This is a genomic window from Kitasatospora sp. NPDC023120, from assembly GCF_055560835.1.
Genome location: NZ_JBVHHY010000035.1, coordinates 38,482 through 64,957, shown reverse-complemented (window position 1 = coordinate 64,957; position 26,476 = coordinate 38,482). Strand labels below are relative to the sequence as shown.

Sequence of the window (26,476 nt, the reverse complement as noted above, 5' to 3'; positions counted from 1 at the left end):
GAACCCGGAAGCTAAGCCTCACAGCGCCGATGGTACTGCAGGGGGGACCCTGTGGGAGAGTAGGACGCCGCCGAACAATTCTTCAGAAGAACCCCTGATCCACTCGGATCAGGGGTTTTTCGCATTTCCGGTGACGTATCGTCAGGGCATGGACGATCAGACAGCGGTCATTGCGAACAACGTGCTCCCGCCTGAGCAGCGCGACGGTGCTCTGCGCGTTCTGGCCGAGGCCCAGGCGGTGGACGGTCGGGCCGCCGTGTCCGAGCAGGGCCGGCTCCGGCTGCGGAACGCGGAGACGCCCCGGCCGGGCATCACCCACCTCATCGAGAGCGAAGGCGACGCCGTTCTCGGTTACGGTCAGCTCGAGGTCCCCGAGAGCCCGACCGCCGACCCCGCCGCCGAGCTGGTGGTCGATCCGACCGCCCGCGGCCGCGGCCTGGCCCGTCCGCTGGTGGACGCCGTACTGGCGCAGGCTCACCGGGCGGGGCACGACGCGGTGGACTTCTGGGTGCACGGCGGACACCCGGCGGCCCGGCACCTGGCCGACTCCTACGGCGCCGAGCTGGTCCGTGAGCTGCGGCAGATGCGCCGCACCGGTCGGCAGACCGAGGAGGTGGCCGTCCCCGAGGGCATCGAGCTCCGCACCTTCCGCCCGGGGGAGGACGACGCCGAGTGGCTCCGGCTGAACGCCCTGGCCTTCGCCCACCACCCGGAGCAGGGCTCCTGGACGGAGCAGGACCTGGCCGAGCGGATCGCCGAGCCCTGGTTCGATCCGGCCGGCTTCTTCCTCGCCACCCGCGAGGGCAAGGTGGTCGGCTTCCACTGGACCAAGGTGCACGCGGCGACCGCCTCCGAGCCGGAGCTCGGCGAGGTGTACGTCGTCGGGGTGGACCCGGCGGAGCAGGGCAGCGGGCTCGGTCGCGCGCTGACCGCGGCGGGCCTGCGCCATCTGACCGGCTCCGGTCCGGGTGAGCGCGGCCTGGAAACCGTCCTCCTCTACGTCGACGCCGACAATCCCGCCGCCGTGCGGGTATATGAACGACTGGGATTCGCCATTCACGAGGTGGACCTGATGTACCGAGCCCACTACCAGGAGAACCGGTCGCTCTGACCCTCTCCTCCTACGGCCCAGCCTCTTCCGGGAGGGTGGGTCCAGCCGTCTCCCCCGAGGCGGCGAGCCGGGCGGGAGCGGTCGCGGGTGAGGACCGGAACGGCAACGGCCCTTGCCCCGACCGACTCAGCTTTCCTCCTGGCCATGCGGTGTTTACCGTGGATTCAATTGCTGCCGCGAAGATCACAGGATGAAGTCCGTAGTGTCTCGCTCGTGCAGAGTCGACCGCCACGCACCGGCCGGTCCTGTACGGACCGCGCCCGGTGGATGGGCGCAGCTTCCGGATTCGCTCCGGGGCGAGGACGACGGCCCGCAGAGCCATTGGCGTCCGGACGCCGTCCTGCTGCTGGAGGAGCTGGAGCCCATGAGCATCCCCCGCCCCGTCTCTGCCCCGCTGTCGCCGACGGCCCGGATGTCGAGTGCGCTGGGCGTCCCGCCGGAGCTGCCGGCCACGGACGAGCAGGAGTACGAAGCGCTGCCGCAGGGCCGCTTCCTGGACCGCGAGCGCAGCTGGCTCGCGTTCAACGAGCGTGTCCTGGAACTCGCCGAGGATCCGGGAATACCGCTGTTGGAGCGGGCCAAGTTCCTGGCGATCTTCGCCAGCAACCTGGACGAGTTCTTCATGGTCCGGGTGGCCGGCCTCAAGCGCCGGATCGCCACCGGTGTCGCCCAGCGCAGCGCGTCCGGCCTCCAGCCGCGCGAGGTACTGGACCTGATCTGGACCCGCTCGCGCGAGCTCATGGCCCGGCACGCCGCGGCCTTCCAGCAGGAGGTGCTGCCGGACCTCGCCACCGAGGGCATCGAGGTGGTCCGCTGGCCGGAGCTGGCCGAGAAGGAGCAGGCCCGGCTGCACACGCTGTTCCGGCAGAAGATCTTCCCCGTCCTGACCCCGCTGGCCGTCGACCCGGCGCACCCCTTCCCGTACATCTCGGGACTCTCGCTCAACCTGGCCGTCGTGGTGCGCAACCCGGTCTCCGGACACAAGCACTTCGCCCGGGTGAAGGTGCCGCAGTCGCTGGCCCGCTTCCTGGAGGCCTCGCCCCAGCGGTACGTCCCGCTGGAGGACGTGATGGGCGCACACCTCGAGGAGCTCTTCCCGGGGATGGAGGTGCTGGCCCACCACGCCTTCCGCGTCACCCGCAACGAGGACCTGGAGGTGGAGGAGGACGACACCGAGAACATCCTCAAGGCCCTGGAGAAGGAGCTCATGCGGCGGCGCTTCGGCCCGCCGGTCCGGCTGGAGGTCGAGGAGTCGATAGACCCCTACATCCTGGACCTGCTGGTGCGGGAGCTGAACATCACCGAGGCGGAGGTCTTCCCGCTGCCCGGGCCGCTGGACCTGACCGGGCTGTTCGGGATCGCCGAGCTGGACCGCCCGGAGCTCAAGTACCCGAAGTTCGTGGCGGGCACGGCCCGTGGGCTGACCGACGTCGAGTCGGCCTCCCAGCCGGACATCTTCGCCGCGATGCGGGAGCGCGACGTCCTGCTGCACCACCCGTACGACAGCTTCTCCACCTCGGTGCAGGCCTTCCTGGAGCAGGCCGCCGCCGACCCGGACGTCCTGGCGATCAAGCAGACCCTGTACCGGACCTCCGGCGACTCGCCGATCGTGGACGCGCTGATCGACGCGGCGGAGTCCGGCAAGCAGGTGCTGGTCCTGGTCGAGATCAAGGCACGCTTCGACGAGCAGGCCAACATCAAGTGGGCCCGCAAGCTCGAGGAAGCCGGCTGCCACGTGGTCTACGGCCTGGTCGGGCTGAAGACGCACTGCAAGCTGTCGCTGGTGGTCCGCCAGGAGGGCGACACCCTGCGCCGCTACTCGCACGTGGGGACCGGCAACTACCACCCGAAGACGGCCCGGCTGTACGAGGACCTCGGCCTGCTCACCTCGGATCCGCAGGTCGGCGCCGACCTGTCGGACCTCTTCAACCGGCTCTCCGGCTACTCGCGCCGCGAGTCCTACCGCCGCCTGTTGACCGCCCCGCGCGGCCTGCGCGACGGGCTGGTCTCGCGGATCCACAACGAGATCGCCCACCACCGGGCGGGCCGCCCGGCGTACGTGAAGCTCAAGGTCAACTCGATCGTCGACGAGGCCCTGATCGACGCGCTGTACCGGGCCTCGCAGGCCGGGGTGCCGGTGGACGTCTGGGTGCGCGGGATCTGCGCGATCCGCCCGGGCGTGCCGGGGCTGAGCGAGAACATCCGGGTCCGCAGCATCCTGGGCCGCTTCCTGGAGCACTCCCGGATCTTCGTGTTCGGCAACAACGGCGATCCGGAGGTCTGGATCGGCAGCGCCGACATGATGCACCGCAACCTGGACCGCCGGATCGAGGCGCTGCTGCGGATCACCGATCCGGCGCACCGCGCCGAGCTGTCCGGGCTGATCGACCTCGGGGTGTCGGACGAGACCCAGTCCTGGCACCTGGGGCCGGACGGTGCCTGGACCCGCCGCTCGCAGGACACCGAAGGCCGGCAGCTGCGGCACGTCCAGGACCTCCTGATCGATTCTCGCCAGCGCCGTCGGGCCGCCGCCTCGCGCTGACGCGTCCACTGATGCGAAGCCGCCGCCATGGACGGCCCTCCAGAAGGGCAGCCGGCCCGGCGGTCGGCCACCAGCTCCGGGGAAGGACCCCGGGGGAACGGGGATCTTCCACGCCATGACCGATGCGCCGATGACGGCCCGGGCGGCTTCCACCGCGACCGCCGGGGACATCCTTTCCCACCACCTCACCGTTCAGGCCGGCGCCTTCCTGCGCGCCCTGCCGCTGGCGGTGGGCGAGGTCGGCGCGAGACCCGGGACGCCCTCGCTCGTCCCGGCGGCGGGCACCGCGGACCTGCTGCGGGCCGTCCGGCGGGTCGGCGGGCTGCTGCACACCTTCGGCTCGGTCTTCGAGCAGACCTGGGCGCAGGAGTCGCGCACCGAGCTGCGCTGGCTGCTCAACCTGCTGGCGCTGGAGCCTGGGTACGTCCGCCGTTCGGCCCGGCTGCTGGGCGCGCTGGACTCGCTGAGCGGCAGCGACCCGGACGGGACGGGCATGCTGGCGGGCCACGCGGGTGCCCCCAAGGCGCGGGCGCTGCTGGACCGGCAGCTGACCCTGGCCAGGACCAGGGCGCACTCCACGGTGCTGCAGGAGCTCCGCTCGGCCCGGCTGCACGCGTTGGCGGACCGGATGACGCTGCTGGTCGGCGAGGCGCCGCTGCTGGAGTCGGCGGGCGGCCGGGCGCCGGCGGTGCTGCTGCCGCAGGCGGCCGCCGCGTTCGCCGCGCTGTCCGCGACCGCCCAGCAGCTGCCGCTGCAGCGGGCCGCGAGGCCGTACGGCGGGGACGGGATGCGTCGGCTGGGCGCCGTCCCGGCGGCCCGGGGCGCGGTGGACGCGGACGCGGCGCTGGCGGCAGACGACGCGCCCTGGTCGCGGCTGCGGATCCTGGGGAAGCGCGCCCGGTACGCGCTGGAGGTGTGCGGCGGCCGGTCCTCCGAGCTGGACGAGCTGGACGCGGTGCTGGACCGACAGCAGGAGGCGGCGGACGCGGCGGTCACCGCCGCCACCGCGGCGCGCACCCCGCGGATCACCCCCGCGACCGCGTACGTGCTGGGCGTGGTGCACGCCGACCAGCGGCTGGAGGTGGAGTCGGCCCGGTACGCCTTCGGCAACCGCTGGCCCGACCTGTCGTTCGGCCCGGACGGCTGGCCGGACTTCCCGGCCGACGGCTGGGTCCACTCCGCCGTACCGGGGACGGTCTGAGTTGGGCGGGCGCCCGGTTCCGGGGCGGCCGGCGGCACGGAGCGTGACCGGGGCGGGGCGCGGCCCGGTGATCCTCGCGGCCGGCGCGGTGCTGTGGCTGCCGGGCCGGCCGAAGAAGAGCGGGCGGCTGGGGCGGCCGCGGATCGCGGTGATCCACCGGCCCAAGTACGACGACTGGAGCCTGCCGAAGGGCAAGCTCGACCCCGGTGAGGGCGTGGTCGAGGCGGCGCTGCGCGAGGTGTGGGAGGAGACCGGGTTCCGCTGCCTGCTCGGGCCGGAGCTGCCCGCCCAGCACTACCAGGTGCAGGGCCGTCCGAAGGAGGTCCGGTACTGGGCCGCGGTGCCGTCGGCCGGCGCCTTCCGGCCCAACCGCGAGGTGGACCGCCTGGAGTGGCTGCCGGCCGGGAAGGCCCGGGCCCGGCTCAGCCACGACCACGACCGGTTGCTGATCGACGCGCTGCTGGCGATCCTGGGGGCGAAGCCGGTTCGGACCCCGGCGGGCCGCCAGTGAAGGAACCGTGGAAGTGATCTACCCGCGCCCTTGCCGTGACGCAACCGTTACTACCTGACGTAGTTTCCTGTCATCCTTTCGAGGTTCACTCCCCGTTCACTTGCGACCGGCTGTCGTGTCACTTCACCGGCCTAACTTCGGGACCACCGGAGGGCCGAACGGGCCCCGGACCACAGCAAAACCCAGTGCTCCGCCGTCCGCGTACGGCCCGCGCACCGGGCAATGCCACAGAAAGGGACACCCAGTGAAGCTCCAGCGGAACGGCCGCTCCAAGGCCCTCGCTATCGGTGCCATGGCGCTCGTCAGCTCGCTGTCGCTCGCGGCCTGCGGCTCGGACAACAACAACTCGACCGCGTCCGGCGGCTCCAGCGGCTCCGCCTCGGCGGGTGCGGCGATCAACTGTGGCAAGCCCGGTTCGCTGATCGCTGCCGGTTCGACCGCCCAGGGCACGGCGATCGACGTGTGGAAGACCAACTTCAGCGCCGCCTGCTCGGGCACCACCATCAACTACCAGGGCGTGGGCTCGGGTGCGGGCATCCAGCAGTTCACCCAGGGCAAGGTCCAGTTCGCCGGTTCCGACTCGGCCCTGAAGCCGGCCGAGGTCGACGCCTCCAAGGCGGTCTGCACCGGCGGCCAGGGCATCGACCTGCCGATGGCCGGCGGTCTGATCTCGCTGGTCTACAACGTCGACGGTGTCGACAACCTGGTCCTGGACGCCCCGACCGCCGCCAAGATCTTCGACTCGCAGATCACCAAGTGGAACGACCCGGCGATCGCCGCCCTGAACCCGGGCGCCAAGCTGCCGGACGCGGACATCCAGTCCTTCCACCGTTCGGACGACTCCGGTACCACCGACAACCTGACCAAGTACCTCGCCGCCGCCGGCAACGGCGCCTGGACCTACCCGGCCAGCAAGACCTGGGCGGCCAAGGGCGGCCAGTCCGCCGCCGGCAGCGCCGGTGTCGCGGCCCAGGTGAAGCAGGTCAAGAACTCGATCAGCTACGTCGAGCTGGCCTACGCCCAGACCAACAGCCTGAAGAGCGCCGCCATCAACACCGGCGCCTCCAAGCCGGTCGAGGCCACCGCCGCCAACGCCGCCACCACCTTCGCCAAGGCGAAGATCGCCGGCACCGGCAGCGACCTGGCGCTGAAGCTCGACTACGCGACCAAGGACGAGGGCGCCTACCCGCTGGTCCTGGTCACCTACGAGATCGTCTGCGACAAGGGCAACAAGGCCGAGACCCTCGAGACCCTGAAGTCCTTCCTGACCTACACCGCCAGCGAGGCGGGCCAGAAGGCGGCCGGCGAGAAGGGCTACGTCCCGCTGCCGAAGGAGCTGACCGACAAGGTCAACGCCGTCATCCCGACCCTGGCCTGACCCGACAGACCACCGGTGGGACGGCCCCGTGAGCGAGGGGGGCCGGGGCCGTCCCACCGGAACGCACCACGACCAGCACCACGTCCGGGGCACCGCCGCCATGGTGCCGTCCCCCTTCCGGGGCGGCGCCACCAGACCGGAGTAGACCAATGACTTCATCCTCCCCTGCCGCCCCGCGAGGCAGGGACCGCCGACCGCGGGACAGCCGGGTCGGCGACAAGATCTTCATGAACCTCGCCCGGGGTTCGGGCATCCTGCTGCTGGTCATCATGGCCGCCATCGCCGGCTTCCTGACCTGGCGCTCGGGCCTGGCCCTCAGCAAGAACGAGGGCAACTTCCTGACCTCCTTCGAGTGGGCGCCGGACGCCCCGAAGCCGGTCTTCGGCATCGCCGTCCTGGCCTTCGGCACCATCGTGAGCGCCGTCATCGCGATGCTGATCGCCGTGCCGGTGGCCATCGGGATCGCGCTGTTCATCTCGCACTACGCGCCGCGCAGGATCGCCCAGCCCTTCGCGTACCTGGTCGACCTGCTCGCCGCCGTCCCCAGCATCGTCTACGGCCTGTGGGGCGCGCTCTTCCTGGTCCCGCACATGGACGGCCTGACCAGCTGGCTCAACGAGTACCTGGGCTGGACGTACATCTTCGACCAGACCAAGACCGGCACGCCGCGCAACCTGTTCACCGTCGGCATCCTGCTGGCGATCATGGTCCTGCCGATCATCACCGCGGTCTCCCGCGAGGTGTTCCGCCAGGTGCCGCGCATGCACGAGGAGGCGGCGCTCGCGCTCGGCGCGACCCGCTGGGAGATGATCCGCACCGCGGTGCTGCCGTTCGGGCGCCCCGGCATCATCTCGGCCTCGATGCTCGGCCTCGGCCGGGCGCTCGGCGAGACCATCGCGGTCGCGGTGGTGCTCTCCTCCAGCAACGTCCTGTCGCTGCACATCCTCGACGCGGGCGGTGGCACCTTCGCGCAGAACATCGCGCTGAAGTTCGCCGAGGCCGGCGAGAACGGGCGCAACGCGCTGATGGCCTCCGGCCTCGTCCTGTTCGTCATCACCCTGCTGGTGAACGGTGCCGCGCGACTGATCATCGCCCGCCGCAAGGAGTACTCGGGGGCCAACGCATGACCACCGCCATCGTCGACGACACCCGGCCCGTCGGCCGCCCGCTGACCGCCAACCGGCTGCCCAAGTGGGCCCCGGTCGCGGTCGCGGCGGGCTCGATCGGCCTCGGCTGCGGGATCGGCGCCGCCGCCGGCCTGGCCAGCCACCTGCAGTGGGGCCTGATCTCCGCCGCGCTGTTCCTCCTGATCAGCTACGTCCTCTCGGCCCGGGTCGAGGGCCGTCGGCAGGCCAAGGACCGCTTCGCCACCTCGCTGGTCTGGGTCGCCTTCATCCTGGCCGTCGTCCCGCTCGTCGCCCTGACGGTCTACACCGTCCAGCAGGGCATCGAGGTCGTCAACGCGAACTTCCTCAGCCACTCGATGAAGGGCGTGCTCCAGTCCGGACCGGGCGGCGGCATCTACCACGCGCTGATCGGCACCCTGGAGCAGGTCGCCCTGGCCACCGCGATCGCCGCCCCGATCGGTCTGCTGACCGCCGTCTACCTGGTCGAGTACGGCCGCGGCGGGCTCGCCAAGGCGGTCACCTTCTTCGTCGACGTCATGACGGGCATCCCGTCGATCGTCGCCGGTCTGTTCATCCTGTCGGTCTGGAACCTCGCGCTGGGCTTCAGCTACTCCGGCTTCTCGGGCAGCCTCGCGCTGGCGATCCTGATGATGCCGGTCGTGGTCCGGTCCACCGAGGAGATGCTCAAGCTCGTCCCGAACGAGCTGCGCGAGGCCTCGTACGCGCTCGGCGTGCCGAAGTGGAAGACCATCCTGCGGATCGTCCTCCCCACCGCGATCGGCGGCATCGCCACCGGCGTGATGCTCGCGGTCGCCCGCATCACGGGCGAGACCGCCCCGGTGATGATGCTGGTGTTCGGCGCCGACTACATCAACAACAACCCGTTCGACGGACCGCAGCAGTCCCTGCCGATGTACATCTGGCAGCAGTACTCGGTGGTCAACAACGACTACGGCTACGCCCGTGCCTGGGGTGCGGCGCTGGTGCTGATCGCCTTCGTGATGGGGCTCAACCTCATCGCGCGGGGCATCGCCCGCTGGCGCTCGCCCAAGGGCGGCCACTGACCGACCGACGTACGAGACAGACGAGAGAAGCAACGATCATGGCCAAGCGCATCGACGTCAGCGGACTGTCGGCCTACTACGGCACCACCAAGGCCATCGAGGACATCTCGATGAGCATCGAGCCCCGCTCGGTGACGGCCTTCATCGGCCCCTCCGGCTGCGGCAAGTCGACCTTCCTGCGGACCCTGAACCGGATGCACGAGGTGATCCCCGGCGCCCGGGTCGAGGGCAAGGTCCTCCTGGACGACGAGAACCTGTACGCCTCCAACGTCGACCCGGTCGCCGTGCGCCGTGCGGTCGGCATGGTGTTCCAGCGCCCGAACCCGTTCCCGACCATGTCGATCTACGACAACGTGGTCGCCGGCCTCCGGCTCGCGGGCGTGAAGAAGAAGTCCGTCCTGGACGAGGTGGTGGAGCGTTCGCTGAAGGGCGCCAACCTCTGGAAGGAGGTCCACACCCGGCTGAACAAGCCCGGTGCCGGCCTCTCCGGCGGCCAGCAGCAGCGCCTGTGCATCGCCCGCGCCATCGCGGTCGAGCCGCAGGTCCTGCTGATGGACGAGCCCTGCTCCGCGCTCGACCCGATCTCCACCCTCGCCATCGAGGACCTGATCGGCGAGCTGAAGTCGCAGTTCACCATCGTCATCGTGACCCACAACATGCAGCAGGCGGCCCGCGTCAGCGACCGCACCGCCTTCTTCAACCTGGCCGGCGTCGGCCAGCCGGGCAAGCTGATCGAGCTGGACGACACCCAGCGGATCTTCTCCAACCCGTCGGTCCAGGCGACCGAGGACTACATCTCCGGCCGCTTCGGCTAGACCGGACCCCGTCACCAGCGGCGCCGCGGCGAGCACGCCGGCGAGCCGCGGCGAGTGACGGAACGCGAGCTGTCCCGTGGTGCTGCATGGCGGTGCCGCCGCGGGACATGAAAAGGGCCCGCCCCCGAGATGTGGGGGCGGGCCCTGTCATGTTCCGCGTGCCGTCCGGGGGAGTCCCCGCGGGATCAGCCCCAGAACAGGTGGACGAACCAGTACACCAGCGCTGCGACGATGGCGGCCGCCGGCATCGTGATGAACCAGCCGAGCACGATGTTCTTCGCGACGCCCCAGCGCACCGCGCGGATCCGCTTGGTGGCCCCCACACCCATGATCGCGGAGGTGATCACGTGGGTGGTGGAGATCGGCGCCTTGTAGACGAACGACGTGATGTACATGACCACCGAGGCGGTGGTCTCGGCCGCGAAGCCCTGCGGCGGGTCCAGCTCGATGATCTTGCGGCCGAGCGTCCGCATGATCCGCCAGCCGCCCGCGTAGGTGCCCAGCGAGAGCATCGTGGCGCAGGAGATCTTCACCCAGACCGGGATGTCGTAGGTGGCCTGCTGGCCGGAGATGACGAGCGCCATGACCACGATGCCCATGGTCTTCTGGGCGTCCTGCAGACCGTGCGCCAGGGCCATCGCGGCGGCCGAGGCGGTCTGGGCGACCCGGAAGCCGCGCTTGGCCCGGTGCGGATTGGCCCGGCGGAAGATCCAGAGGATCGCCAGCATCACCAGGAAGCCGCCGATCAGGCCGACCACCGGCGAGACGACCATCGGAATGATGATCTTGTCGATGACGCCGTCCCAGAGCACCTCGGTGCCGCCGGCCAGCGCCGCACCCACCAGGCCGCCGAACAGGGCGTGCGAGGAGGAGGACGGCAGGCCGAAGTACCAGGTGATCAGGTTCCAGGCGATCGCGCCGATCAGGGCGGCGAACAGGATCGCCATCCCCTGGTTGCCCTTCGGGGTCTCGATGATCCCCTTGGAGACGGTGTGCGCCACGCCGCTGCCCAGGAAGGCGCCGGCCAGGTTCATCACCGCGGCCATCGCGAGCGCGGCCCTGGGGGTGAGCGCCCGGGTGGAGACCGAGGTGGCGATCGCGTTCGCCGAGTCGTGGAAGCCGTTGGTGTAGGTGAAGAAGAACGCCACGCCGATGACGGCGATGAGTGCAGCCGTGTCCACGAGGGTCAGGACTCCTTGACGGCGATGGTCTCCACCGTGTTGGCGACGTGCTCGAACGCGTCCGCCGCCTCCTCAAGGACGTCCACGATCTGCTTGAGCTTGAGCACCTCGATGGCGTCGTACTGACCGGAGAACAGGTGGGCGAGCAGCTTGCGGTGGATCTGGTCGGCCTGGTTCTCCAGCCGGTTGACCTCGATCCAGTACTCGGTGAGGTTCGACATGCTCCGCAGGTTCGGCATCGCCTCCGCGGTGAGCTCGGCGGCCCGCGCCAGCACCTCGATCTGCTGCTCGATCCCCTTCGGCAGGGTCTGGATGTCGTAGAGGACGACCAGGTCGACGGCCTCCTCCATGAAGTCCATGATGTCGTCCAGCGACGAGGCGAGGCTGTAGATGTCCTCGCGGTCGAAGGGCGTGATGAAGGACGAGTTCAGCTGGTGGAAGACGGCATGGGTGGTGTCGTCCCCGGCGTGCTCGGCGGCGCGCATGCGCTCGACGATCTCCGCGCGGGCCGACACGTCTGATCCCAGCAGCTCCAGCAGGAGCTTCGATCCGACGACGAGGTTCTCCGCCGCGGCGGCGAACATGTCGTAGAAGCTCGTCTCCTTCGGGGTCAGGCTAAAACGCACGGAAATCTCCGATGTGCGGGGTAGGGACTGAACGATGCTAGGTGCAACCAAGCGCAATCACGCAAACGGGGGGCCGGGAAAGGAGCCGGAACCTCCCCTTCCGTTCGGCTGCCGCACCGGCTGGTCCGGCCCGCACCACCACGTACGGACCAGGGCCCCAGTCTGACGGAACCTCGCCCGGATTGTCCCCGTCGTGCGTGGGGAAGACCGGGGCGACGCTCAGACGGGTTAACCGCCGCACCGCCCCCGCCGAGGCCCCCGCCCGGCGGCACATGCCGCGTCGGTCGTCGGAACACCACGGGAAGCCCCGGTGTTGGACACTGGTGGCCGACGCAGCCACCAGGCACTCACGACGAAGGCGGGGCCGATGACCACGACGCAAGCGCGTACCGAGCCGAACCACGCGCAGGGGACGGACCCGCAGGCCGAGCACGCCGCACCCGCGGCCGGGCACGGCCCGCACGGCTACAGCGCGCAGAAGGACGCCCACCTGAAGCGGCTGCGCCGGATCGAGGGCCAGATCCGCGGCCTCCAGCGCATGGTCGACGAGGACGTCTACTGCATCGACGTGCTCACCCAGGTCTCGGCCAGCACCAAGGCGCTGCAGTCCTTCGCGCTCTCCCTGCTGGAGGAGCACCTGCGGCACTGCGTCGCCGCGGCCGCCGAGGAGGGCGGCACCGAGCTGGACGCCAAGGTGGCGGAGGCCACGGCCGCGATCAGCCGCCTGCTGCGCAGCTGAGCCCCCGGCCCGCTGCCCTCTGCCGCCCGCTGTCCTGCTGTCCTCGGGCCGACCGGGCCCGCCCCTAGCCGTCGACCTCCCGCTCGGCCGACCCGGGGTCGGTCCGGTCGAGCAGCACCTCGTCGATCCGTTCGGTCGGCAGCCGGTCGCCGGAGCTGGCCGTCGCGGCGATCATCAGCTCGCCGGCCAGCTCGATCTCGTCGAGGGCCGCGTCGTCGTGGCCGCCGCTGCGGCCGCCCGTGGACGACACCACCTGCACCACCCCTTCAGTGCCTCGCCAGCCAGGGCGGCAGCCACCCGACGTCCAGCCTAGGCACTCCGGGGCCCGTCCACATGGCACGGACGGGCCATCTCGGCCCGCCGAAACGGGTGGCCGTCGCTCCCCGGACGGCCACCCGCTCCGGCGGCGCCCCGTCTCGCCCCGGCGCCGGAGCGCTGTCCCGGCGGCCTACTTGGGGCTCTCCGTGGGCTTCATCTGGTAGATGTCCGAGGCCGACGGCTCGGCCGCCTCGACCGGCTTGCCGAAGTCCGACAGCGCGGTGGTCGAGGTCACCTTCACCTGGTCCTTGGGCTCCTTCGACCCGGCCACCCCGGCGAAGGTGAACACCTCGACGACCTTGTGCAGCCGCCCCTGGTCGTCCAGCCAGGCGTCGTACGGGACCTCCTTGACGGTGAAGGTCTGCGCGCCCATCCGCAGGCCGTCCCCGCCCCGCCCGCCGGTCGCGTCGGCCGCCTTGGCAAGGTCCAGGGTGCCTCGGAAGTGGTGCAGCGGGACCCCGTCCACGGTCTCGGTGCCGACCGGCTCCGCCTTCTGCGCCCCGCGCAGAGCCCCCGCCGCCGAGGCCGGGTCGGTCGCGCCACTGCTCACCAGGTTGCCGTCCGGCAGCTGGCGCACGTCCAGCTTGACCCACTTGCCCTCGGGCACCTTGGCGCCGCTGTTCTGCAGGTAGACGGTGCCCGGCAGGACCACCTCGACGATCTTCCCGGTGGTCGCCGCGCCCGGCGGCACCTGGACCTCCAGCCGACCGACCCGCTTCACGTAGTCGTAGCCGCCCGAGCCACTGAAGGCGGCCTTCTTCTCGGCGGACTCGGTGACCAGCTCGGTGGCGGTGCGTGCGGAGCCGGTGCGGCCGGTGATGTCGGCGGCGTTGCGCACCGCCGTCAGCGGGTCCGCGGCGAGCTGGTCCGGGGCGCTCGATTGCCGGTCCGAGGAGCCGCCGGAGCCGCCCGAGCAGCCGGCTGCCCCTGCCGCCAGCGCGGCGGCGAGCAGGGCGGCTCCGGCCGCCGAGCGCAGGTGCGGACCCGGACGGCACATTGGCCGCCCGGTGCGCTGCTGGTCGCTCATCTTCATCCTCGCGACAACCCCCTCGGGCCCGACTGCCCTGCCGGACACCACCGGGCGGGCAGAGCTCTTGCCGGACAAACGAGTTGGGACGCAAAGGGTTACGGGTGTCCGCCGTTCGGAGGGCGTCGCGCACCGGGGGTCCGGCGCGTTACGGTGAACCACGTGCACAGTGAGCTGCCGGCCGCGCCCGGCACCCGGATGCCCGAGCACCACCTCGCGATCAGCGAGCGGGGCTCCTTTGCCTTCGCCTCCTGCAGCTGCGGCTGGTACTCCCCGGCTCGCCGCTCCCGTGACCTGGCCCGCCGCGAGGGGGCCGACCACCTCGCCGAGAGCGGCGTCGAACCGGACTGACCGCGCCGTACCGACGGGCCCGGCGCAGCAGCGGCTCAGGCCGCGAGGTCGGACTCCGGCGGCTGCTCCCCGGCCCGCACCGCCCCGCGCCGACGGCCGCGCGGACCGGTCCCACCGCGGGCCGCCCCGCCGCGCTCCCGCGCCCGGATCAGCGGGGCGACCGCCGTGCGGCTCAGCGCGTGGCAGAACGGGACCAGCACCGCCATCGCGATCGGCGCCAGCAGCAGCACCACGGCGACGGCGAGCGCGAAGCCGCCGATCACGTCGGTCGGGTAGTGGACACCCATGAACATCCGGCAGAAGCCCTGCAGCAGGGCCAGGCCGCCGGCGATCCAGCCGAGCCTGCGGTTCACCAGGAACAGCGCCACCGCGACGCCCATCGTCATGGTCGAGTGGTCGCTGACGAAGGAGTGCGTGCCGGCCTTGCCGTCCACCAGCACCAGCAGCCCGGGGTGGTCGACGAACGGGCGAGGGCGGTCGACGATCGCGGCGATCGGCAGGTTGGCCAGCTCCGCGATGGCGACCGAGAGTGGCACCCAGAGCAGCCCGGCGACTGCCACCGGCGCGTCCGGGCGGCGCCTGGCCTGCAGCCAGGCCACCAGGCCCAGCATGCCCAGGCCGATCAGGATGCCGTACTCGCCGATCCACGAGACCAGGTGGTCCAGCCACTGCGGGGAGCGCTTGGCCAGGCCGTTGACGGCGTAGAGCAGGCCGAGGTCGGGGTTGGTCGTGTCGGCAAGCGGCGTCGACACGCCGCACCTCCTTCTGGTCCGCTGCACCTGATCGTCGTGGCCGGGGCCCGCCCGGTGCGGGAAGCTGACGAGGGGCCACCGGAGGAAACGTCATTTCCGGGGCACAGCGTTCCACGGAAACGCGGGGTTATCGAAACTTGACTCAGCGTCCACAGGGCGCACACAGGTCCCTGGCGTCCCGGCCGCATCCCGGCCTACCGGCCCGCCCCCGCGGGAGCGGGAGCCGATGCGGGAGCCGGTCCGGCCGGTGCGGGCGGGGCCGCCGCGGCGGGCCGGGCGGGGCTCGTCGGAGCCGTCGAACCGGGGCGGGTCGGGGCGTTGACCGCACCGTCGTTGTTCCGGCTCGGCAGCGCCTGCGCGCCGTCCGAGGTGACCCGGGTCGCGCCGATGTACTCCTTGGTGTCGATCTTGTCGTAGCGGATCACCGCGCCGGTGTGCGGCGCGTTGATCATGTAGCCGCCGCCGACGTAGATCCCGACGTGGTGGATGCTCCGCGGATCGCTCAGGTCCGTCGCCCAGAACACCAGGTCGCCCGGCCGCAGCTGATCGCGAGACGGGTGCGGGCCCGCGTACCACTGGTCGTTGGCCACCCGGGGCAGGGTGATCCCCACGCTCGCGTACGCGGCCTGGGTCAGGCCCGAGCAGTCGAACCGCCCGTTCTGCGAGGGCAGGCCCTCACCGCCCCACAGGTACGGGGTGCCGAGCTTGGTCTGCGCGAAGTAGATCGCCGCCGCCGACTGCGCGGACACCTCCAGCGGCGCCGTCGGCGCGGTGAAGCTGCGCGCCATCGCCTGGATGCTCCGCACGTAGCCCTGGGTCTCCTTGTACGGCGGGATCCCCCGGTTGCTCGTCACCGCGTACGGGCCGGCGTTGTAGGCGGCCAGCATGTTGGCCTGCGGGTCGCCCGGGACGTTCGCGACGTCCTTGGCGAGCGCGCAGTCGTAGACCGCCGCCGAGGCGATCGCGTCGTACGGGTCCCAGACGTCCTTCCGGCCGTCACCGTTCGCATCCGTTCCGTACGTCGCCCAGGTGCCCGGCATGAACTGCGCCATTCCCTGCGCGCCGACACCGGAGCGGGCCTTGGGGTCGAATCCGCTTTCCTGGTACAGCTGCGCCGCGAGCATCGGCGGAGAGATCTCCGGGCACAGCGTGCCCCACTTCTGGACCGCCTCCTGGTAGGCCGCGGGGACGGTTCCGGGCGAGAGGGCGGAACGATTCACCGACTGCTGCGGCGTCCCACTTGCCGCATAAGTCCCCATCGTCACCAGGCCGATGAACCCGAACCCGACAACTCCCGCAGCGACGGCGGCCGTCCCGGCCTTCCGGAGTACCATCAGCACCATCCCGACGATTCGTCAGTCGAAGTGTCCCGGAAGGCGTTGCTCACCGCAATCATCAAAGATACAAGGAGTGAGCGCTATCCTTCGTACGGTGGACATCCTCGCGTACGTGTCCGATGCCTCACGACCAATCCGCGAGAAGTAGCCAAGTCGACATCAGATCTGGCCAAGAATAGGTACCGACCCTTCGCGCGGGCCGGGTCCGGGCCCTTGAATTTGCCTGATCGGGCGGTGAGATGGAAATGAACCTGAGCAGCGTGCACACCTATGCGGTCGGCCACCTGGCCGAGGAACCTCCCAAGAAGCCGAATATCGACACCATCATCGGCGGGATCGCCCCGGACTGGGGCCCGTTCGCGAGCCTCGGGTCGGAGGCCCGGGTGATGGTCGAGGTCATCATGGCCGTCGCCATCCTCGTCTGCCTCGGGATCGCCGTCTGGGGCGCCGCCAAGCAGCGGATCGGTGCGACCGCGATGCGGGACAGCTTCGGAGCCGAACAGGGCAAGGGGCTGATCGTCGCCGGGCTGACCGGCGTGTTCATCATCGGATCACTCGGCACCCTGTTCACCATTGTCTACGGCATGGCTATCTGACGATCGGACAGCAGTAGTCCGGCCCGTCCGAGGTCCGGTCCCCGTCCGGGCCCCCTCCGGCGGCGGGCCTGCCAACAGCTCACCCCCGTTCCCACCCTCCGTCCGCGCCCGCCCCCGGGTGGAGGGCCCCCGGAGCCGCCCCCGGCTCCCCGCACCAGGAGGGCCGCCGTGCCGTTGTCCGACGACCAGCCGCACACCCGTACGCGGCTACCGGTCGGCGAACAGCCCTCCTCGCAGCCGAACCTCCGTCAGTCCAGGCCGCTGCGTACCCTGCTGACCGTCCTCGTGGTGGTCACCCTGCTCGTCGTCGCCATCGCCATCGCCAACCGCGGCAAACCCGCCACCGGCAGCGGCGGCAACGGCTCCGCCGACCACGCCGCCCCCAGCGCGCCCTCCGGCGCCGGCCCCGGACCCAGCGGCGACCAGCCCGTCGGCACCACCGTCAACGGCATCGCCGCCGGCTTCCCGCACAGCGACCAGGGCGCCCAGTCCGCCGCCGCCAACTACGCCGTGGCGATCGGCTCCGCGGACATGTTCCGCACCGACAGCCGCCACACCATCGTCGCCACCATCGCCGACCCGGGCGCGGCGGCGACCCTGCAGAGCCGACTGGACCAGGGGTTCGGCGGCGACACCGTCGCCCGCTACGGCCTCGACCCCCAGGGCCGCGCGCCGAAGGGCCTCACCTTCGTCAGCCGCACCGTCCCGGTCGGCACCAAGTCGACGGGCTACACCGAGAGCGACGCCAAGGTCGAGGTGTGGTGCACCGGCCTCACCGGCCTCGCCGGCGAGCGCTCCGTCCAGCCGGTGACCACGAACTGGTTCACCCTCACGCTCTCGCTGCACTGGACGGGCGGCGACTGGAAGCTCGCCGACTTCACCAGCAGGCAGGGCCCTGCGCCGATGCCCGGAGACCAGCAGGCCGCCACCGCCGAGGAGATCACCGGCGCCGTGCAGCAGTTCGGGGGGTTCCGCTATGCCCGTTGACCAGACCTTGCACCGATCCACCACACGCCGCGCCGGCACGCTGGCCGGCGCTCTCGTCACCTTGCAGGTGGCGGCGCTGCTGGCCGCCCAGCGGGTGTTCGCGGAGCCGTCGCCGACCGCCACTCCCACCTGCCAGAAGGTGGATCTTCCGATCCCGGGCAGTGAGGCGGGATGCGCTCCCGGCGGCGCAGTCGTCATTCCCGGCGGCGGCGTCGGGGCCGTCACCGACCCGCTCGGGTCGTTGGCGAAGAGTTGTGCGCAGGCGGCGGCGTGGGTGGTGCGGAACCTGTCGGGGGCGATCGACGGGACGACGCAGGTGGACTTCACCAATGCGTCGTTCCTGCAGCAGTACGCCGTGGTGTTCGCGGTGTCGACGGTGATCACGCTGGTGCTGTGGCTGCTGGCGGTGACGAAGCGCGCGGTGCGGGGGGCGCCGTTGACGACGGCGTTCTCGGAGGCGATCGGCTTCCTGTGGCTGACGGTGGTGGCGTCCGCGTTCACGCCGCTGATCCTGTACACCGTGGTGAGCGTGACGGACGGACTGACCAAGGCGATCGCGGTCGGGACGAAGACGGACACCGGGTCGTATCTGGGCGGGTTCGCGGACACCTTGGAGAAGGGGAACGTCGGCGGCGGTCCGCTGATCCTGGTGCTGGTGTCGCTGGTCGCGGTGCTGGCGGCGGCGGTGCTCTGGATCGAGCTGCTGATCCGGGCGGCGATGCTGTACGTGGGCGCGCTGCTGGGTACGGCGGTGTACGCGGGGCTGGTCGACAAGCAGCTGTGGAAGCACGTGCGCCGGTGGGCGGGGGTGATGCTGGCGGTGGACCTGGCGAAGCCGATCATCGTGATCATCCTGGGCCTGGCGGGCGCGGTGGCGACTGGGGCCGGGGCCAGTGACGACTTCGCGCGGGTGCTGTCGGGGCTGGCGATCCTGTTTCTGTCGATCTTCGCCAGCGCCGCGATCTACCGCTTCGTGCCGGGCTTCGGCGACGAGATCCTGAACATGCGCCAGGCCCGGGCCAACGCGGTGCAGGCGGGTTCGGCGATGATCAACGGCACCGCGAACCTGATGAAGCAGGGCATCACCACCCACGGCGATCGCGGCGGTCAGGCGGGTGGCGGCGGTGCGGGCGGCGGCTCGGTCGCGCCGGGCATCGCCGCCCACGCCGGCCGCACGCCGGCCCCGCCGCCGCAGGCCGGGCCGCCGCCGCAGGCCGCTCCGGTTCCGATCCGCGACAGCAATCCAGCGAAGGGAGGGTGACGGGTAAGTGAGCAGCGAACCGCTCGGCCAGTACGGTGCCCAGTACGCCCAGCCGTACGTGCACCAGCGCCGCACCTACCTGATCGGCAAGGCCCGCCCGAACGCGCCGATCGGCCGGAACCGGGAGTCCGGCGAGATCATGCTGATCATCTTCGGGGCGTTCCTCGGCATGCTCTGGGGCCTGTTGATGCCGATCCTGCCGCTGCGGATCGGCGGCCTGGTCGGCCTGCCGGCGCTTGCCATCGCGGCGGTGTACGTGCCGTACCGCAAGCGGACGTTCTACAAGTGGGTGGAGATCAACCGCACCTACCGCCGGACGGTCCGCAGCGGGCGGGCGGTGTGGCGTTCGGACGTGATGGACGCCGGCACCCGGCTGGACGGCCGGGAGGTGGAGGTCGGCCCGCCGCCCGGGGTTGGGCGGCTGCGCTGGCTGACCGCGCCGTTCGGGCCGGACGAGGTCGGGGTGCTGATGCACCTGGAGCGGCGGACGGTGACGGCCGCGATCGAGATCGAGGGCCCGGGCGTCGGGCTGCGCGACTCGGAGGACCAGGAGGCGCTGGTCGACCGGTTCGGGACGCTGCTGAAGCACGTCGCCAACGGGGACGGCTTCGTGACCCGGCTGCAGATCCTCGCCCGGACCCTGCCGGCCGACCCGGACGCGCACGCCAAGGACGTCGAGCGGCGCGGCGACCGGGACGCGCCGCGCTGGCTGCAGGACTCGTACGACCAGCTGCAGTCGATGGTGTCGACCTCGTCCGAGCAGCACCGGGCGTACCTGGTGGCCTGCATGCACTACACCCGTGACCTGGCCGCCGAGGCGCACGCGATGGGCCGCACGGCCACCGGCCGGCGGGCCCGGGACGACGAGGGGCTGGCGGCCGTGATGGCGCGCGAGCTGACCGACATCTGCGCCCGGCTGGCCGAGGCGGACATCCGGGTGCGCCAGCCGCTGGGCCAGGCCCGGCTCTCCTCGCTGCTGCACTCGATGTACGACCCGGACCACCCGATCGACCACATCCAGGCGATGTCCCGGCGCAACGCCTGGCCGGCCGAGCTGGACGCGACCCACCCGCAGTACCTGCAGGCGAAGACCCGTGAGTCGGCGACCCGGGAGCCGTGGTGCCACGCCACCGCGTGGATCAAGGAGTGGCCGCTCACCCCGGTGGGCGTCAACTTCCTGGCGCCGCTGCTGGTGCACACCCCGGACGTGATCCGGACGGTCGCGGTGACGATGGACCTGGAGCCCACCGACGTCGCGATCGAGCGGATGCTGACCGAGAAGACCAACGACGAGGCGGAGGCCAGCCGCGCCGCCAAGATGAACCGGACGGTCGACCCGCGCGACCTGGCCCACACCGGCCGGGTGGACCAGCGCGGTGACGACCTGGCCTCCGGCGCCGCCGGGGTCAACCTGGTCGGCTACATCACGGTCTCCTCGCGCAACCCCGACGCGCTGGCCCGCGACAAGCGGACCATCCGGGCCTCGGCCGGCAAGAGCTACCTGAAGCTGGAGTGGTGCGACCGCGAGCACCACCGGGCCTTCGTCAACACCCTCCCGTTCGCCACCGGCATCCGCCGCTGAGCACGCCCGTACGGTCCCGTACACCCGTACGCGGCCGCACGACCGCACCCGTCCCCACCGCCCGTCCACCGCTGACCCGTCAGGAGGCCGCCCATGGCGCTCGGCAACCTCACCGAGGCCTTCACCAGCCTGATGTTCGGCAAGGTGGAGACCACCCGTCTGCCGGTGCGCACCTCCACCGGCCAGGCCCAGGCGGTCTACCTGCCCACCGCCGCGCCCGGGCTGGGCGACTCGGGCGTGATCATCGGCCGCGAGGTGTACAGCGGCAAGGGGTACGTGTACGACCCCTTCCAGCTGTACGGGCAGCAGCTGCCCGCCCCGCACTGGCTGGTGCTCGGGGAGTCCGGCAACGGCAAGTCGGCGCTGGAGAAGACGTACGTGCTGCGGCAGTTGAGGTTCCGGGACCGCCAGGTCGTGGTGCTCGACGCGCAGGGCGAGGACGGCGTCGGAGAGTGGAACCTGATTGCCGACGCGCTGGGCATAAAGCCGATCCGGCTGGACCCGATGGCCGCCCGGGACGGCGGGGTGAAGCTCAACCCGCTGGACCCGGCGATCACCCAGACCGGTCAGCTGTCGCTGCTGCGCACCATCGTCGAGGTGGCGATGGGGCGCGGGCTGGAGGAGCGGGCCGGCTTCGCGCTGAAGGCCGCGCACGGCCATGTGGTGGCCTCGGTGACGGGTCGGCAGCCGGTGCTGGACGACATCATCGACACCCTGCGCAACCCCGACCTCTCCTCGGTGGAGTCGCTGGGCGTGGCGGTGGACGAGGTGCAGTCCTGGGGGCTGGACGTGGCGCTGGTGCTGGACCGGCTGGTCGACGGCGACCTGCGCGGCATGTTCGACGGGTCGACCACCGAGGGCATCGACCTGGACGCGCCGCTGATCGTCTTCGACCTCTCGCACATCGACCGCAACTCGATCGCGATGCCGATCCTGATGGCGATCGTCGGGGTGTGGCTGGAGCACACCTGGATCCGGCCGGACCGGAAGAAGCGCATCTTCCTGGTCGAGGAGGCCTGGCACATCATCAACAGCCCCTTCGTGGCCCAACTGTTCCAGCGGCTGCTGAAGTTCGGCCGCCGGCTCGGGCTCTCCTTCGTCGCGGTGGTGCACCACCTGTCGGACGTGGTGGACGGCGCGGCGGCCAAGGAGGCGTCGGCGATCCTGAAGATGGCCTCCACCCGGACGATCTACATGCAGAAGGCCGAGGAGGCTCGGGCGACCGGCCGGGTGCTGGGTCTGCCGCGCTGGGCGGTGGAGATCATTCCCACACTTTCGCCGGGCATCGCGGTCTGGGACGTCAACGGCAACGTCCAGGTGGTCAAGCACATCATCACCGAGACCGAGCGCCCGCTGGTGTACACCGACCGTGCGATGACCGAGGATGCCGTGGCCGAACGGACGCGTGCGGAACGGCAGTTGGCCGCCGAGCCGGGGGTCTGAGGCGGCCCGGGGGCGGGCGCTCCGGGCCGGCTCGGGGTGGCTCCGGGGGGCTCGGCGGAAGGTTCCGGACGGCGGCCTCCGCAGCCTCCGCACCCCGCCGACGGCGATGGTTCGTCAGTAGGTAATCCTCTCGTTACGTTCGACGTCCTGACAGCTACGCGCGTTGACCCTAGGCTTCACACGCGCAACACATGCCAGTACGCCGCTGCTGTCCACAGCCGGTGCTCCTCCGAGGTGCAGGGGACCCCTCATGCTCACCGTCAGATCCCGACGGACGGCGCTCGCCGTCGTCGCCGCCGCAGGTCTGCTCGGCACGGTGGTCGTGCCGACGGCCGCCCAGGCCGCCGACGCCAACGCCAAGCGTCACAAGACCGTCAACCTCCAGCTGCTGGCGATCAACGACTTCCACGGCAACCTGGAGCCCCCGGCGGGCTCGTCCGGCACGATCAAGGAGATCGACCCGGCCACCGGCAAGGAGGTCGCCACCCCGGCCGGCGGCATCGAGTACCTGGCCACCGAGCTGCGCAAGGCGCGCATCCCGGCCGACGACTCGATCACCGTCGCGGCCGGCGACATCGTCGGCGCCAGCCCGCTCACCTCGGCGCTCTTCCACGACGAGCCGACCATCGAGGCGATGGACAAGCTCGGACTGGACGTCACCTCCGTGGGCAACCACGAGTTCGACGAGGGCGCGCAGGAGCTGCTGCGCATGCAGGAGGGCGGCTGCCACCCGACCGACGGCTGCTACGAGCCCGGCCGGACCTTCAAGGGCGCCAACTTCAACTACCTGTCGGCGAACGTCACCGACGAGAAGACCGGGAAGCCGCTGCTCGCCCCGTACTGGATCACCAAGTCCCAGGGCGTGAAGGTCGGTTTCATCGGCGTCACCCTGGAGGGCACGCCGAACATCGTGACCGCCGAGGGCGTCAAGGGCCTGAAGTTCGCCAACGAGGTCACCACGATCAACAAGTACGCCGCCGAGCTCAAGGCCAAGGGCGTCAACTCGATCGTCGCGCTGATCCACGAGGGCGGCTACCCGGCCAGCACCGTCTACAACTACGACTGCGGCGCGGCCGGTCAGGGCATCTCCGGCCCGATCGTCGACATCGCGAAGAAGATAGACCCGGCGGTCGGCGCCATCGTCACCGGCCACACCCACAACGCGTACGCCTGCAGCATCCCCGACCCCAACGGCGTTCCGCGCTCGGTGACCAGCGCGGCCTCCTTCGGCCGGCTCTTCACCCAGATCGACATGAAGCTGGACAAGACCACCGGCGAGATCGTCCGCCCCTCGGTCAAGGCCGAGAACCACGTGGTGCGCCGCACGGTCGACAAGGCCCCGGACATGACGGAACTGGTCCAGCACTACCAGAAGCTGGCCGCCCCGATCGCCAACCGTCCGATCGGCTACATCGGTTCGGACATCAACGGCCGCGGCAGCATCGACCTGGAGAAGCCGCTCGGTGACGTGATCGCCGACGCCCAGCTGGCGGGGCTCGCCCCGGCCGACAAGGGCGGGGCGCAGGTCGCCTTCATGAACCCCGGCGGCATCCGCTCCGACCTGGTCTACAAGGCCTCGGGCAGCGAGGGCGACGGCGTGGTGACCTACGGCGAGGCGTTCACCGTCCAGCCGTTCACCAACATGATGCAGGTCAAGACGCTGACCGGCGCCCAGCTCGTCCAGCTGCTCCAGCAGCAGGTGAGCGGCCCCAACGCCGCCGCGCCGAAGATCCTCCAGCTGTCGTCGAACCTGCACTACACCCTGGACATGCGCAAGACCGGCGCGGACCGGGTGCTCGTGGACTCGATCCGGCTGAACGGCGCTCCGATCGACCCGGCCGCCAAGTACCGCGTCGCGGCGAACGAGTTCCTGGCCGGCGGCGGCGACGGCTTCCCGGCCTTCGCGGCCGGCACCGACAAGCTCGTCGGCGCCTCCGACCTGGACGTCTTCACGGCCTACCTGGGTGCCCACAGCTCGGCGGCCGCGCCGCTGAAGGCCCCGGCGCAGGACCGGATCAAGGTCATCGGCCCGGGCAGCGACATCGACTGACCGTGAGCCGGCTGGGGCCTTCGGGCCCCGGGGACGGGCGGGGCGCTGTCGGGGCGCCCCGCCCGTCCCGTTTTTCGTCCCGTTCTTCGTCCTGTTCCCGTCCCGCTTACCGGCCCGTCACTCGGGCGCGGGCCCGCCGGGCAGCCGGACGGTGGCCAGCGCGCCCGGACCGCCGTCCGCGGCCGCGCCGAGCGTGACCTCGCCGCCCGCCTCCCGGACGCTCTGCGCGACGATCGACAGCCCGAGCCCGGAGCCGGGCAGCTGCCGCGAGGACGGAGAACGCCAGAACCGGTCGAAGACGTACGGGAGTTCCTCGGCCGGGATGCCCGGACCGTGGTCTCGGACGGTCAACACGCCCTGGCTCAGCCGGACGTCGATGGTGCCGCCGGGCGGGCTGTACTTGACCGCGTTGTCCAGCAGGTTGATCACCGCCCGCTCCAGCCCGGCCGCGTCGCCGTGCACGTACCAGGGCTCGGTGCTCGTCTCGAAGACCAGCCCCGGGCCACGCAGCTTCGCCCGCTCGACGGCCCGCCCGGCGATCTCGTGCAGGGCGACCACGGCGAGGTTCGGGCCGGTCTTGGGGGAGTCGGGGCGGGACAGCTGCAGCAGGTCGCCGATCAGGACCGTGAGTTCCTGCATCTGCGCCTTCATGTTGCCGAGCAGCTTGGTCTTGGTCGCTGCGGGCAGCGGACGGCCGGTGTCGTTGCTGCGGATCAGCAGGTCGACGTTGGTCCGCAGGGACGTGAGGGGCGTGCGCAGCTCGTGGCCCGCGTCGGCGATCAGCCTGGTCTGCCGCTCGCGGGAGTTGGCGAGGGCGGTGCTCATCGAGTTGAAGGAGGTGGAGAGCCGGGCGATCTCGTCGTCCCCGTGGACGGGGATGGTGGTGCCGACCTCCTCGGTCCGGGCGATGTGTTCGACGGCGTCGGTGAGCTGGTCGACCGGCTTGAGGGCGGACCGGGCGACCAGGCGGCCGGCGAGGGCGGCGAGCAGGATGCCGCCGACGGAAACGGAGCCGAGGAGGATGGCGAGGCCTTGGAGGGAGTCCTCGACGGGGGCGGTCTGTGCGGCGACCATGACCAGGACCGGCGGGTATCCGGGCTTGAGATTCGGGTACCAGGCGAGGCGGACCATGGCGGGCTTGCCGTCCGTATACTGCCCGTCGCGGACGACCGACTGGCCCTTTTTGAGGGCGAAGACCTTGGCGTCGCTCTGCTCGATGACGATCGCCCGCTTCGCGCCGGGCGGCAGGCACACCTGGGAGAAGTCGGAGGAGACGTTCTGGGTGTCCCGTAGCGGAGGGCTGCCAAGGTCCGTCGGAGGACGGCTGGTGCGAGGAGTGGCCAACGACTGGGCGAGTGCGTCCTGCGGGGTGTTGCCGCAGGGCGGGTTCGGGCCTCGCAGCGGCTCCGGCTCGGCACTGAGCAGGTCCGTCCGGACCTGGGCGTAGAGCTGCTTCTCCACGATGAACCAGCACGCCAGCGCCGACAGCGCGATGGCCACCGCCACCGCCGCCGCGCTCAGGAAGGTGAGGCGGCTGCGCAGGGAGCGGGAGCGGAACCAGTGGACGAGGCGCCGGCGGCGGCCGGGGGTGCGGGGCGGGGCCAGCGGCGGGGGCGGGACGCTGGTCACGCGCCGGCGCCGGCGGCCGGGCGCAGGGCGTAGCCGACGCCGCGTACGGTCTGGATCAGGCGGGGCATGCCGCCCTGTTCGGTCTTGCGGCGCAGGTACATCACGTAGACGTCCAGGGAGTTGGAGGAGGGCTCGAAGTCGAAGCCCCAGACCGCCTTGAGGATCTGTTCGCGGGTGAGGACCTGGCGGGGGTGGGAGAGGAACATCTCCAGCAGCATGAACTCGGTACGGGTGAGTTCGATCGGCTTGCCGCCCCGGGTGACCTCGCGGGTGGCGGTGTTCATCCGCAGGTCGGCGAAGGCGAGCACCTCGCTCTCGTCCTCGGCGGCGGCGCGGGCGGCGGCCTCGGCGGCGAGGGCGTTGCGGCGCAGCAGGGCGCGGACGCGGGCGAGCAGTTCGTCGAGTTCGAAGGGCTTGGCGAGGTAGTCGTCGGCGCCGACGTCGAGGCCGGTGACGCGGTCGCCGACGGCGTCGCGGGCGGTGAGCATCAGCACCGGGACGGTGTCGCCGCGCGAACGCATCCGGCGGACGGCGGTGAGGCCGTCCATCCGGGGCATCATGATGTCCAGCAGGACGAGGTCGGGCCGGTCGCGTTCGACGGACTCGAGTGCTTCGTAGCCGTCGGTGGCGGTGGCGACCTCGTAGCCCTCGAAGGCGAGGCTGCTCTCCAGGGCGTCCCGGAGGGCGGGTTCGTCGTCGACCACGAGGAGCCGGGCGGCGGGGTGACCGGGCTCGGCGGGGGTGCGGTCGTCGGCGGACGGGGTCATGGGCGGCTGCCCTTTCTCGTCGGGTGGAGGGCCTGCTGGGAGCAATTGTCCGTCGTGGGGGCGGTGCCCCGGACGTTCCGG

Annotated in this window: 23 protein-coding genes, 1 rRNA gene and 1 pseudogene; 17 read left to right on the top strand and 8 right to left on the bottom strand. The window is 71.2% G+C overall.

Translation table 11 applies throughout. The features are described 5' to 3' along the window. The 9 genes and pseudogenes from rrf to pstB all read left to right on the top strand — a co-directional run. Nucleotides 1–76, top strand: a 5S ribosomal RNA gene (gene rrf, locus ACZ3TI_RS35665); the annotation flags it as partial. 72 nt (nt 77–148) lie between these two features. Then, a complete protein-coding gene (mshD, locus tag ACZ3TI_RS35660) occupies nt 149–1,111 on the top strand; it encodes a mycothiol synthase (protein WP_465733773.1) in 963 nt (320 codons plus the stop codon). A gap of 472 nt (nt 1,112–1,583) precedes the next feature. Beyond that, a pseudogene (locus tag ACZ3TI_RS35655) lies at nt 1,584–3,653 on the top strand (RNA degradosome polyphosphate kinase); the annotation flags it as partial. A 115-nt stretch (nt 3,654–3,768) separates the two neighbouring features. Further along, nucleotides 3,769–4,854, top strand: a complete 1,086-nt coding sequence (locus ACZ3TI_RS35650) for a CHAD domain-containing protein (protein WP_465733771.1) — start codon at nt 3,769–3,771, stop codon at nt 4,852–4,854. A 43-nt stretch (nt 4,855–4,897) separates the two neighbouring features. Next, on the top strand, nt 4,898–5,365 hold the full coding sequence (locus ACZ3TI_RS35645) for an NUDIX hydrolase (RefSeq protein ID WP_465733769.1): 468 nt from the start codon (nt 4,898–4,900) through the stop codon (nt 5,363–5,365). Nucleotides 5,366–5,609: 244 nt separating this feature from the next. After that, nucleotides 5,610–6,743, top strand: a complete 1,134-nt coding sequence (gene pstS, locus ACZ3TI_RS35640; RefSeq protein ID WP_465733767.1) for a phosphate ABC transporter substrate-binding protein PstS — start codon at nt 5,610–5,612, stop codon at nt 6,741–6,743. A gap of 149 nt (nt 6,744–6,892) precedes the next feature. Then, nucleotides 6,893–7,870 (top strand): phosphate ABC transporter permease subunit PstC, encoded by a 978-nt coding sequence (pstC, locus tag ACZ3TI_RS35635; protein WP_465733765.1) that lies wholly within the window; start codon nt 6,893–6,895, stop codon nt 7,868–7,870. Beyond that, nucleotides 7,867–8,934, top strand: a complete 1,068-nt coding sequence (gene pstA, locus ACZ3TI_RS35630) for a phosphate ABC transporter permease PstA (RefSeq protein WP_465733763.1) — start codon at nt 7,867–7,869, stop codon at nt 8,932–8,934. The genes pstC and pstA overlap by 4 nt, the downstream gene beginning before the upstream one ends. Before the next feature lie 38 nt (nt 8,935–8,972). After that, a complete protein-coding gene (gene pstB, locus ACZ3TI_RS35625; protein ID WP_465733761.1) occupies nt 8,973–9,749 on the top strand; it encodes a phosphate ABC transporter ATP-binding protein PstB in 777 nt (258 codons plus the stop codon). A gap of 185 nt (nt 9,750–9,934) precedes the next feature. Here pstB and ACZ3TI_RS35620 read toward each other — a convergent pair whose 3' ends face one another. Both ACZ3TI_RS35620 and ACZ3TI_RS35615 read right to left on the bottom strand, forming a co-directional pair. Then, nucleotides 9,935–10,930 (bottom strand): inorganic phosphate transporter, encoded by a 996-nt coding sequence (locus ACZ3TI_RS35620; RefSeq protein WP_465733759.1) that lies wholly within the window; start codon nt 10,928–10,930, stop codon nt 9,935–9,937. A 5-nt stretch (nt 10,931–10,935) separates the two neighbouring features. Further along, complete coding sequence (locus ACZ3TI_RS35615; protein WP_031064133.1) at nt 10,936–11,556, bottom strand: DUF47 domain-containing protein; 621 nt, start codon at nt 11,554–11,556, stop codon at nt 10,936–10,938. A gap of 367 nt (nt 11,557–11,923) precedes the next feature. Between ACZ3TI_RS35615 and ACZ3TI_RS35610 the strand changes: the two genes are divergently transcribed. Continuing rightward, complete coding sequence (locus ACZ3TI_RS35610; protein WP_465733757.1) at nt 11,924–12,295, top strand: metal-sensitive transcriptional regulator; 372 nt, start codon at nt 11,924–11,926, stop codon at nt 12,293–12,295. Nucleotides 12,296–12,359: 64 nt separating this feature from the next. Here ACZ3TI_RS35610 and ACZ3TI_RS35605 read toward each other — a convergent pair whose 3' ends face one another. Continuing rightward, nucleotides 12,360–12,548 carry a hypothetical protein gene (locus ACZ3TI_RS35605; RefSeq protein WP_465733755.1) on the bottom strand — a complete coding sequence of 63 codons (189 nt, stop codon included), beginning with the start codon at nt 12,546–12,548 and terminating at the stop codon, nt 12,360–12,362. A 195-nt stretch (nt 12,549–12,743) separates the two neighbouring features. Next, the gene (locus ACZ3TI_RS35600) at nt 12,744–13,640 is read right to left on the bottom strand and encodes an SCO4651 family lipoprotein (RefSeq protein ID WP_465733753.1); all 897 of its coding nucleotides are present in this window, start codon (nt 13,638–13,640) and stop codon (nt 12,744–12,746) included. 162 nt (nt 13,641–13,802) lie between these two features. Between ACZ3TI_RS35600 and ACZ3TI_RS35595 the strand changes: the two genes are divergently transcribed. Then, nucleotides 13,803–13,991, top strand: coding sequence for a hypothetical protein (locus ACZ3TI_RS35595; RefSeq protein WP_465733751.1), 189 nt, complete (start codon nt 13,803–13,805; stop codon nt 13,989–13,991). Between the two features lie 35 nt (nt 13,992–14,026). Here ACZ3TI_RS35595 and ACZ3TI_RS35590 read toward each other — a convergent pair whose 3' ends face one another. Both ACZ3TI_RS35590 and ACZ3TI_RS35585 read right to left on the bottom strand, forming a co-directional pair. Further along, nucleotides 14,027–14,743: a phosphatase PAP2 family protein gene (locus tag ACZ3TI_RS35590; protein ID WP_465733749.1), complete on the bottom strand. Its 717-nt coding sequence runs from the start codon at nt 14,741–14,743 to the stop codon at nt 14,027–14,029. Between the two features lie 194 nt (nt 14,744–14,937). After that, nucleotides 14,938–16,077 (bottom strand): C40 family peptidase, encoded by a 1,140-nt coding sequence (locus ACZ3TI_RS35585; RefSeq protein WP_465733747.1) that lies wholly within the window; start codon nt 16,075–16,077, stop codon nt 14,938–14,940. A gap of 248 nt (nt 16,078–16,325) precedes the next feature. Between ACZ3TI_RS35585 and ACZ3TI_RS35580 the strand changes: the two genes are divergently transcribed. The 6 genes from ACZ3TI_RS35580 (at nt 16,326) to ACZ3TI_RS35555 (ending at nt 23,999) form a co-directional block, all read left to right on the top strand. Then, nucleotides 16,326–16,676, top strand: a complete 351-nt coding sequence (locus tag ACZ3TI_RS35580) for a hypothetical protein (protein ID WP_465733745.1) — start codon at nt 16,326–16,328, stop codon at nt 16,674–16,676. A 168-nt stretch (nt 16,677–16,844) separates the two neighbouring features. Beyond that, complete coding sequence (locus ACZ3TI_RS35575) at nt 16,845–17,663, top strand: DUF8175 domain-containg protein (RefSeq protein ID WP_465733743.1); 819 nt, start codon at nt 16,845–16,847, stop codon at nt 17,661–17,663. After that, entirely contained in the window at nt 17,653–18,924 is a 1,272-nt protein-coding gene (locus ACZ3TI_RS35570) for a hypothetical protein (RefSeq protein ID WP_465733741.1), read from the top strand. The genes ACZ3TI_RS35575 and ACZ3TI_RS35570 overlap by 11 nt, the downstream gene beginning before the upstream one ends. Before the next feature lie 7 nt (nt 18,925–18,931). Next, on the top strand, nt 18,932–20,506 hold the full coding sequence (locus tag ACZ3TI_RS35565) for an SCO6880 family protein (RefSeq protein ID WP_465733739.1): 1,575 nt from the start codon (nt 18,932–18,934) through the stop codon (nt 20,504–20,506). 93 nt (nt 20,507–20,599) lie between these two features. After that, nucleotides 20,600–21,949, top strand: coding sequence for an ATP-binding protein (locus tag ACZ3TI_RS35560; RefSeq protein ID WP_465733737.1), 1,350 nt, complete (start codon nt 20,600–20,602; stop codon nt 21,947–21,949). A gap of 250 nt (nt 21,950–22,199) precedes the next feature. After that, complete coding sequence (locus tag ACZ3TI_RS35555; protein ID WP_465733735.1) at nt 22,200–23,999, top strand: bifunctional metallophosphatase/5'-nucleotidase; 1,800 nt, start codon at nt 22,200–22,202, stop codon at nt 23,997–23,999. Between the two features lie 117 nt (nt 24,000–24,116). Here ACZ3TI_RS35555 and ACZ3TI_RS35550 read toward each other — a convergent pair whose 3' ends face one another. Together ACZ3TI_RS35550 and ACZ3TI_RS35545 are read right to left on the bottom strand one after the other, a co-directional pair. Further along, on the bottom strand, nt 24,117–25,628 hold the full coding sequence (locus tag ACZ3TI_RS35550; protein ID WP_465733733.1) for a sensor histidine kinase: 1,512 nt from the start codon (nt 25,626–25,628) through the stop codon (nt 24,117–24,119). Beyond that, a complete protein-coding gene (locus ACZ3TI_RS35545) occupies nt 25,625–26,395 on the bottom strand; it encodes a response regulator transcription factor (RefSeq protein WP_465733731.1) in 771 nt (256 codons plus the stop codon). Before ACZ3TI_RS35545 ends, ACZ3TI_RS35550 begins: the two co-directional genes overlap by 4 nt. Nucleotides 26,396–26,476: the final 81 nt, after the last annotated feature.

Coding starts and splice junctions, on each gene's coding strand:
- mshD (WP_465733773.1), top strand. CDS start 149: ATGGACGATCAGACAGCGGTCATTGCGAACAACGTGCTCCCGCCTGAG.
- ACZ3TI_RS35650 (WP_465733771.1), top strand. CDS start 3,769: ATGACCGATGCGCCGATGACGGCCCGGGCGGCTTCCACCGCGACCGCC.
- pstC (WP_465733765.1), top strand. CDS start 6,893: ATGACTTCATCCTCCCCTGCCGCCCCGCGAGGCAGGGACCGCCGACCG.
- pstA (WP_465733763.1), top strand. CDS start 7,867: ATGACCACCGCCATCGTCGACGACACCCGGCCCGTCGGCCGCCCGCTG.
- pstB (WP_465733761.1), top strand. CDS start 8,973: ATGGCCAAGCGCATCGACGTCAGCGGACTGTCGGCCTACTACGGCACC.
- ACZ3TI_RS35610 (WP_465733757.1), top strand. CDS start 11,924: ATGACCACGACGCAAGCGCGTACCGAGCCGAACCACGCGCAGGGGACG.
- ACZ3TI_RS35600 (WP_465733753.1), bottom strand. CDS start 13,640: ATGAGCGACCAGCAGCGCACCGGGCGGCCAATGTGCCGTCCGGGTCCG.
- ACZ3TI_RS35585 (WP_465733747.1), bottom strand. CDS start 16,077: ATGGTACTCCGGAAGGCCGGGACGGCCGCCGTCGCTGCGGGAGTTGTC.
- ACZ3TI_RS35580 (WP_465733745.1), top strand. CDS start 16,326: ATGAACCTGAGCAGCGTGCACACCTATGCGGTCGGCCACCTGGCCGAG.
- ACZ3TI_RS35570 (WP_465733741.1), top strand. CDS start 17,653: ATGCCCGTTGACCAGACCTTGCACCGATCCACCACACGCCGCGCCGGC.
- ACZ3TI_RS35560 (WP_465733737.1), top strand. CDS start 20,600: ATGGCGCTCGGCAACCTCACCGAGGCCTTCACCAGCCTGATGTTCGGC.
- ACZ3TI_RS35555 (WP_465733735.1), top strand. CDS start 22,200: ATGCTCACCGTCAGATCCCGACGGACGGCGCTCGCCGTCGTCGCCGCC.
- ACZ3TI_RS35545 (WP_465733731.1), bottom strand. CDS start 26,395: ATGACCCCGTCCGCCGACGACCGCACCCCCGCCGAGCCCGGTCACCCC.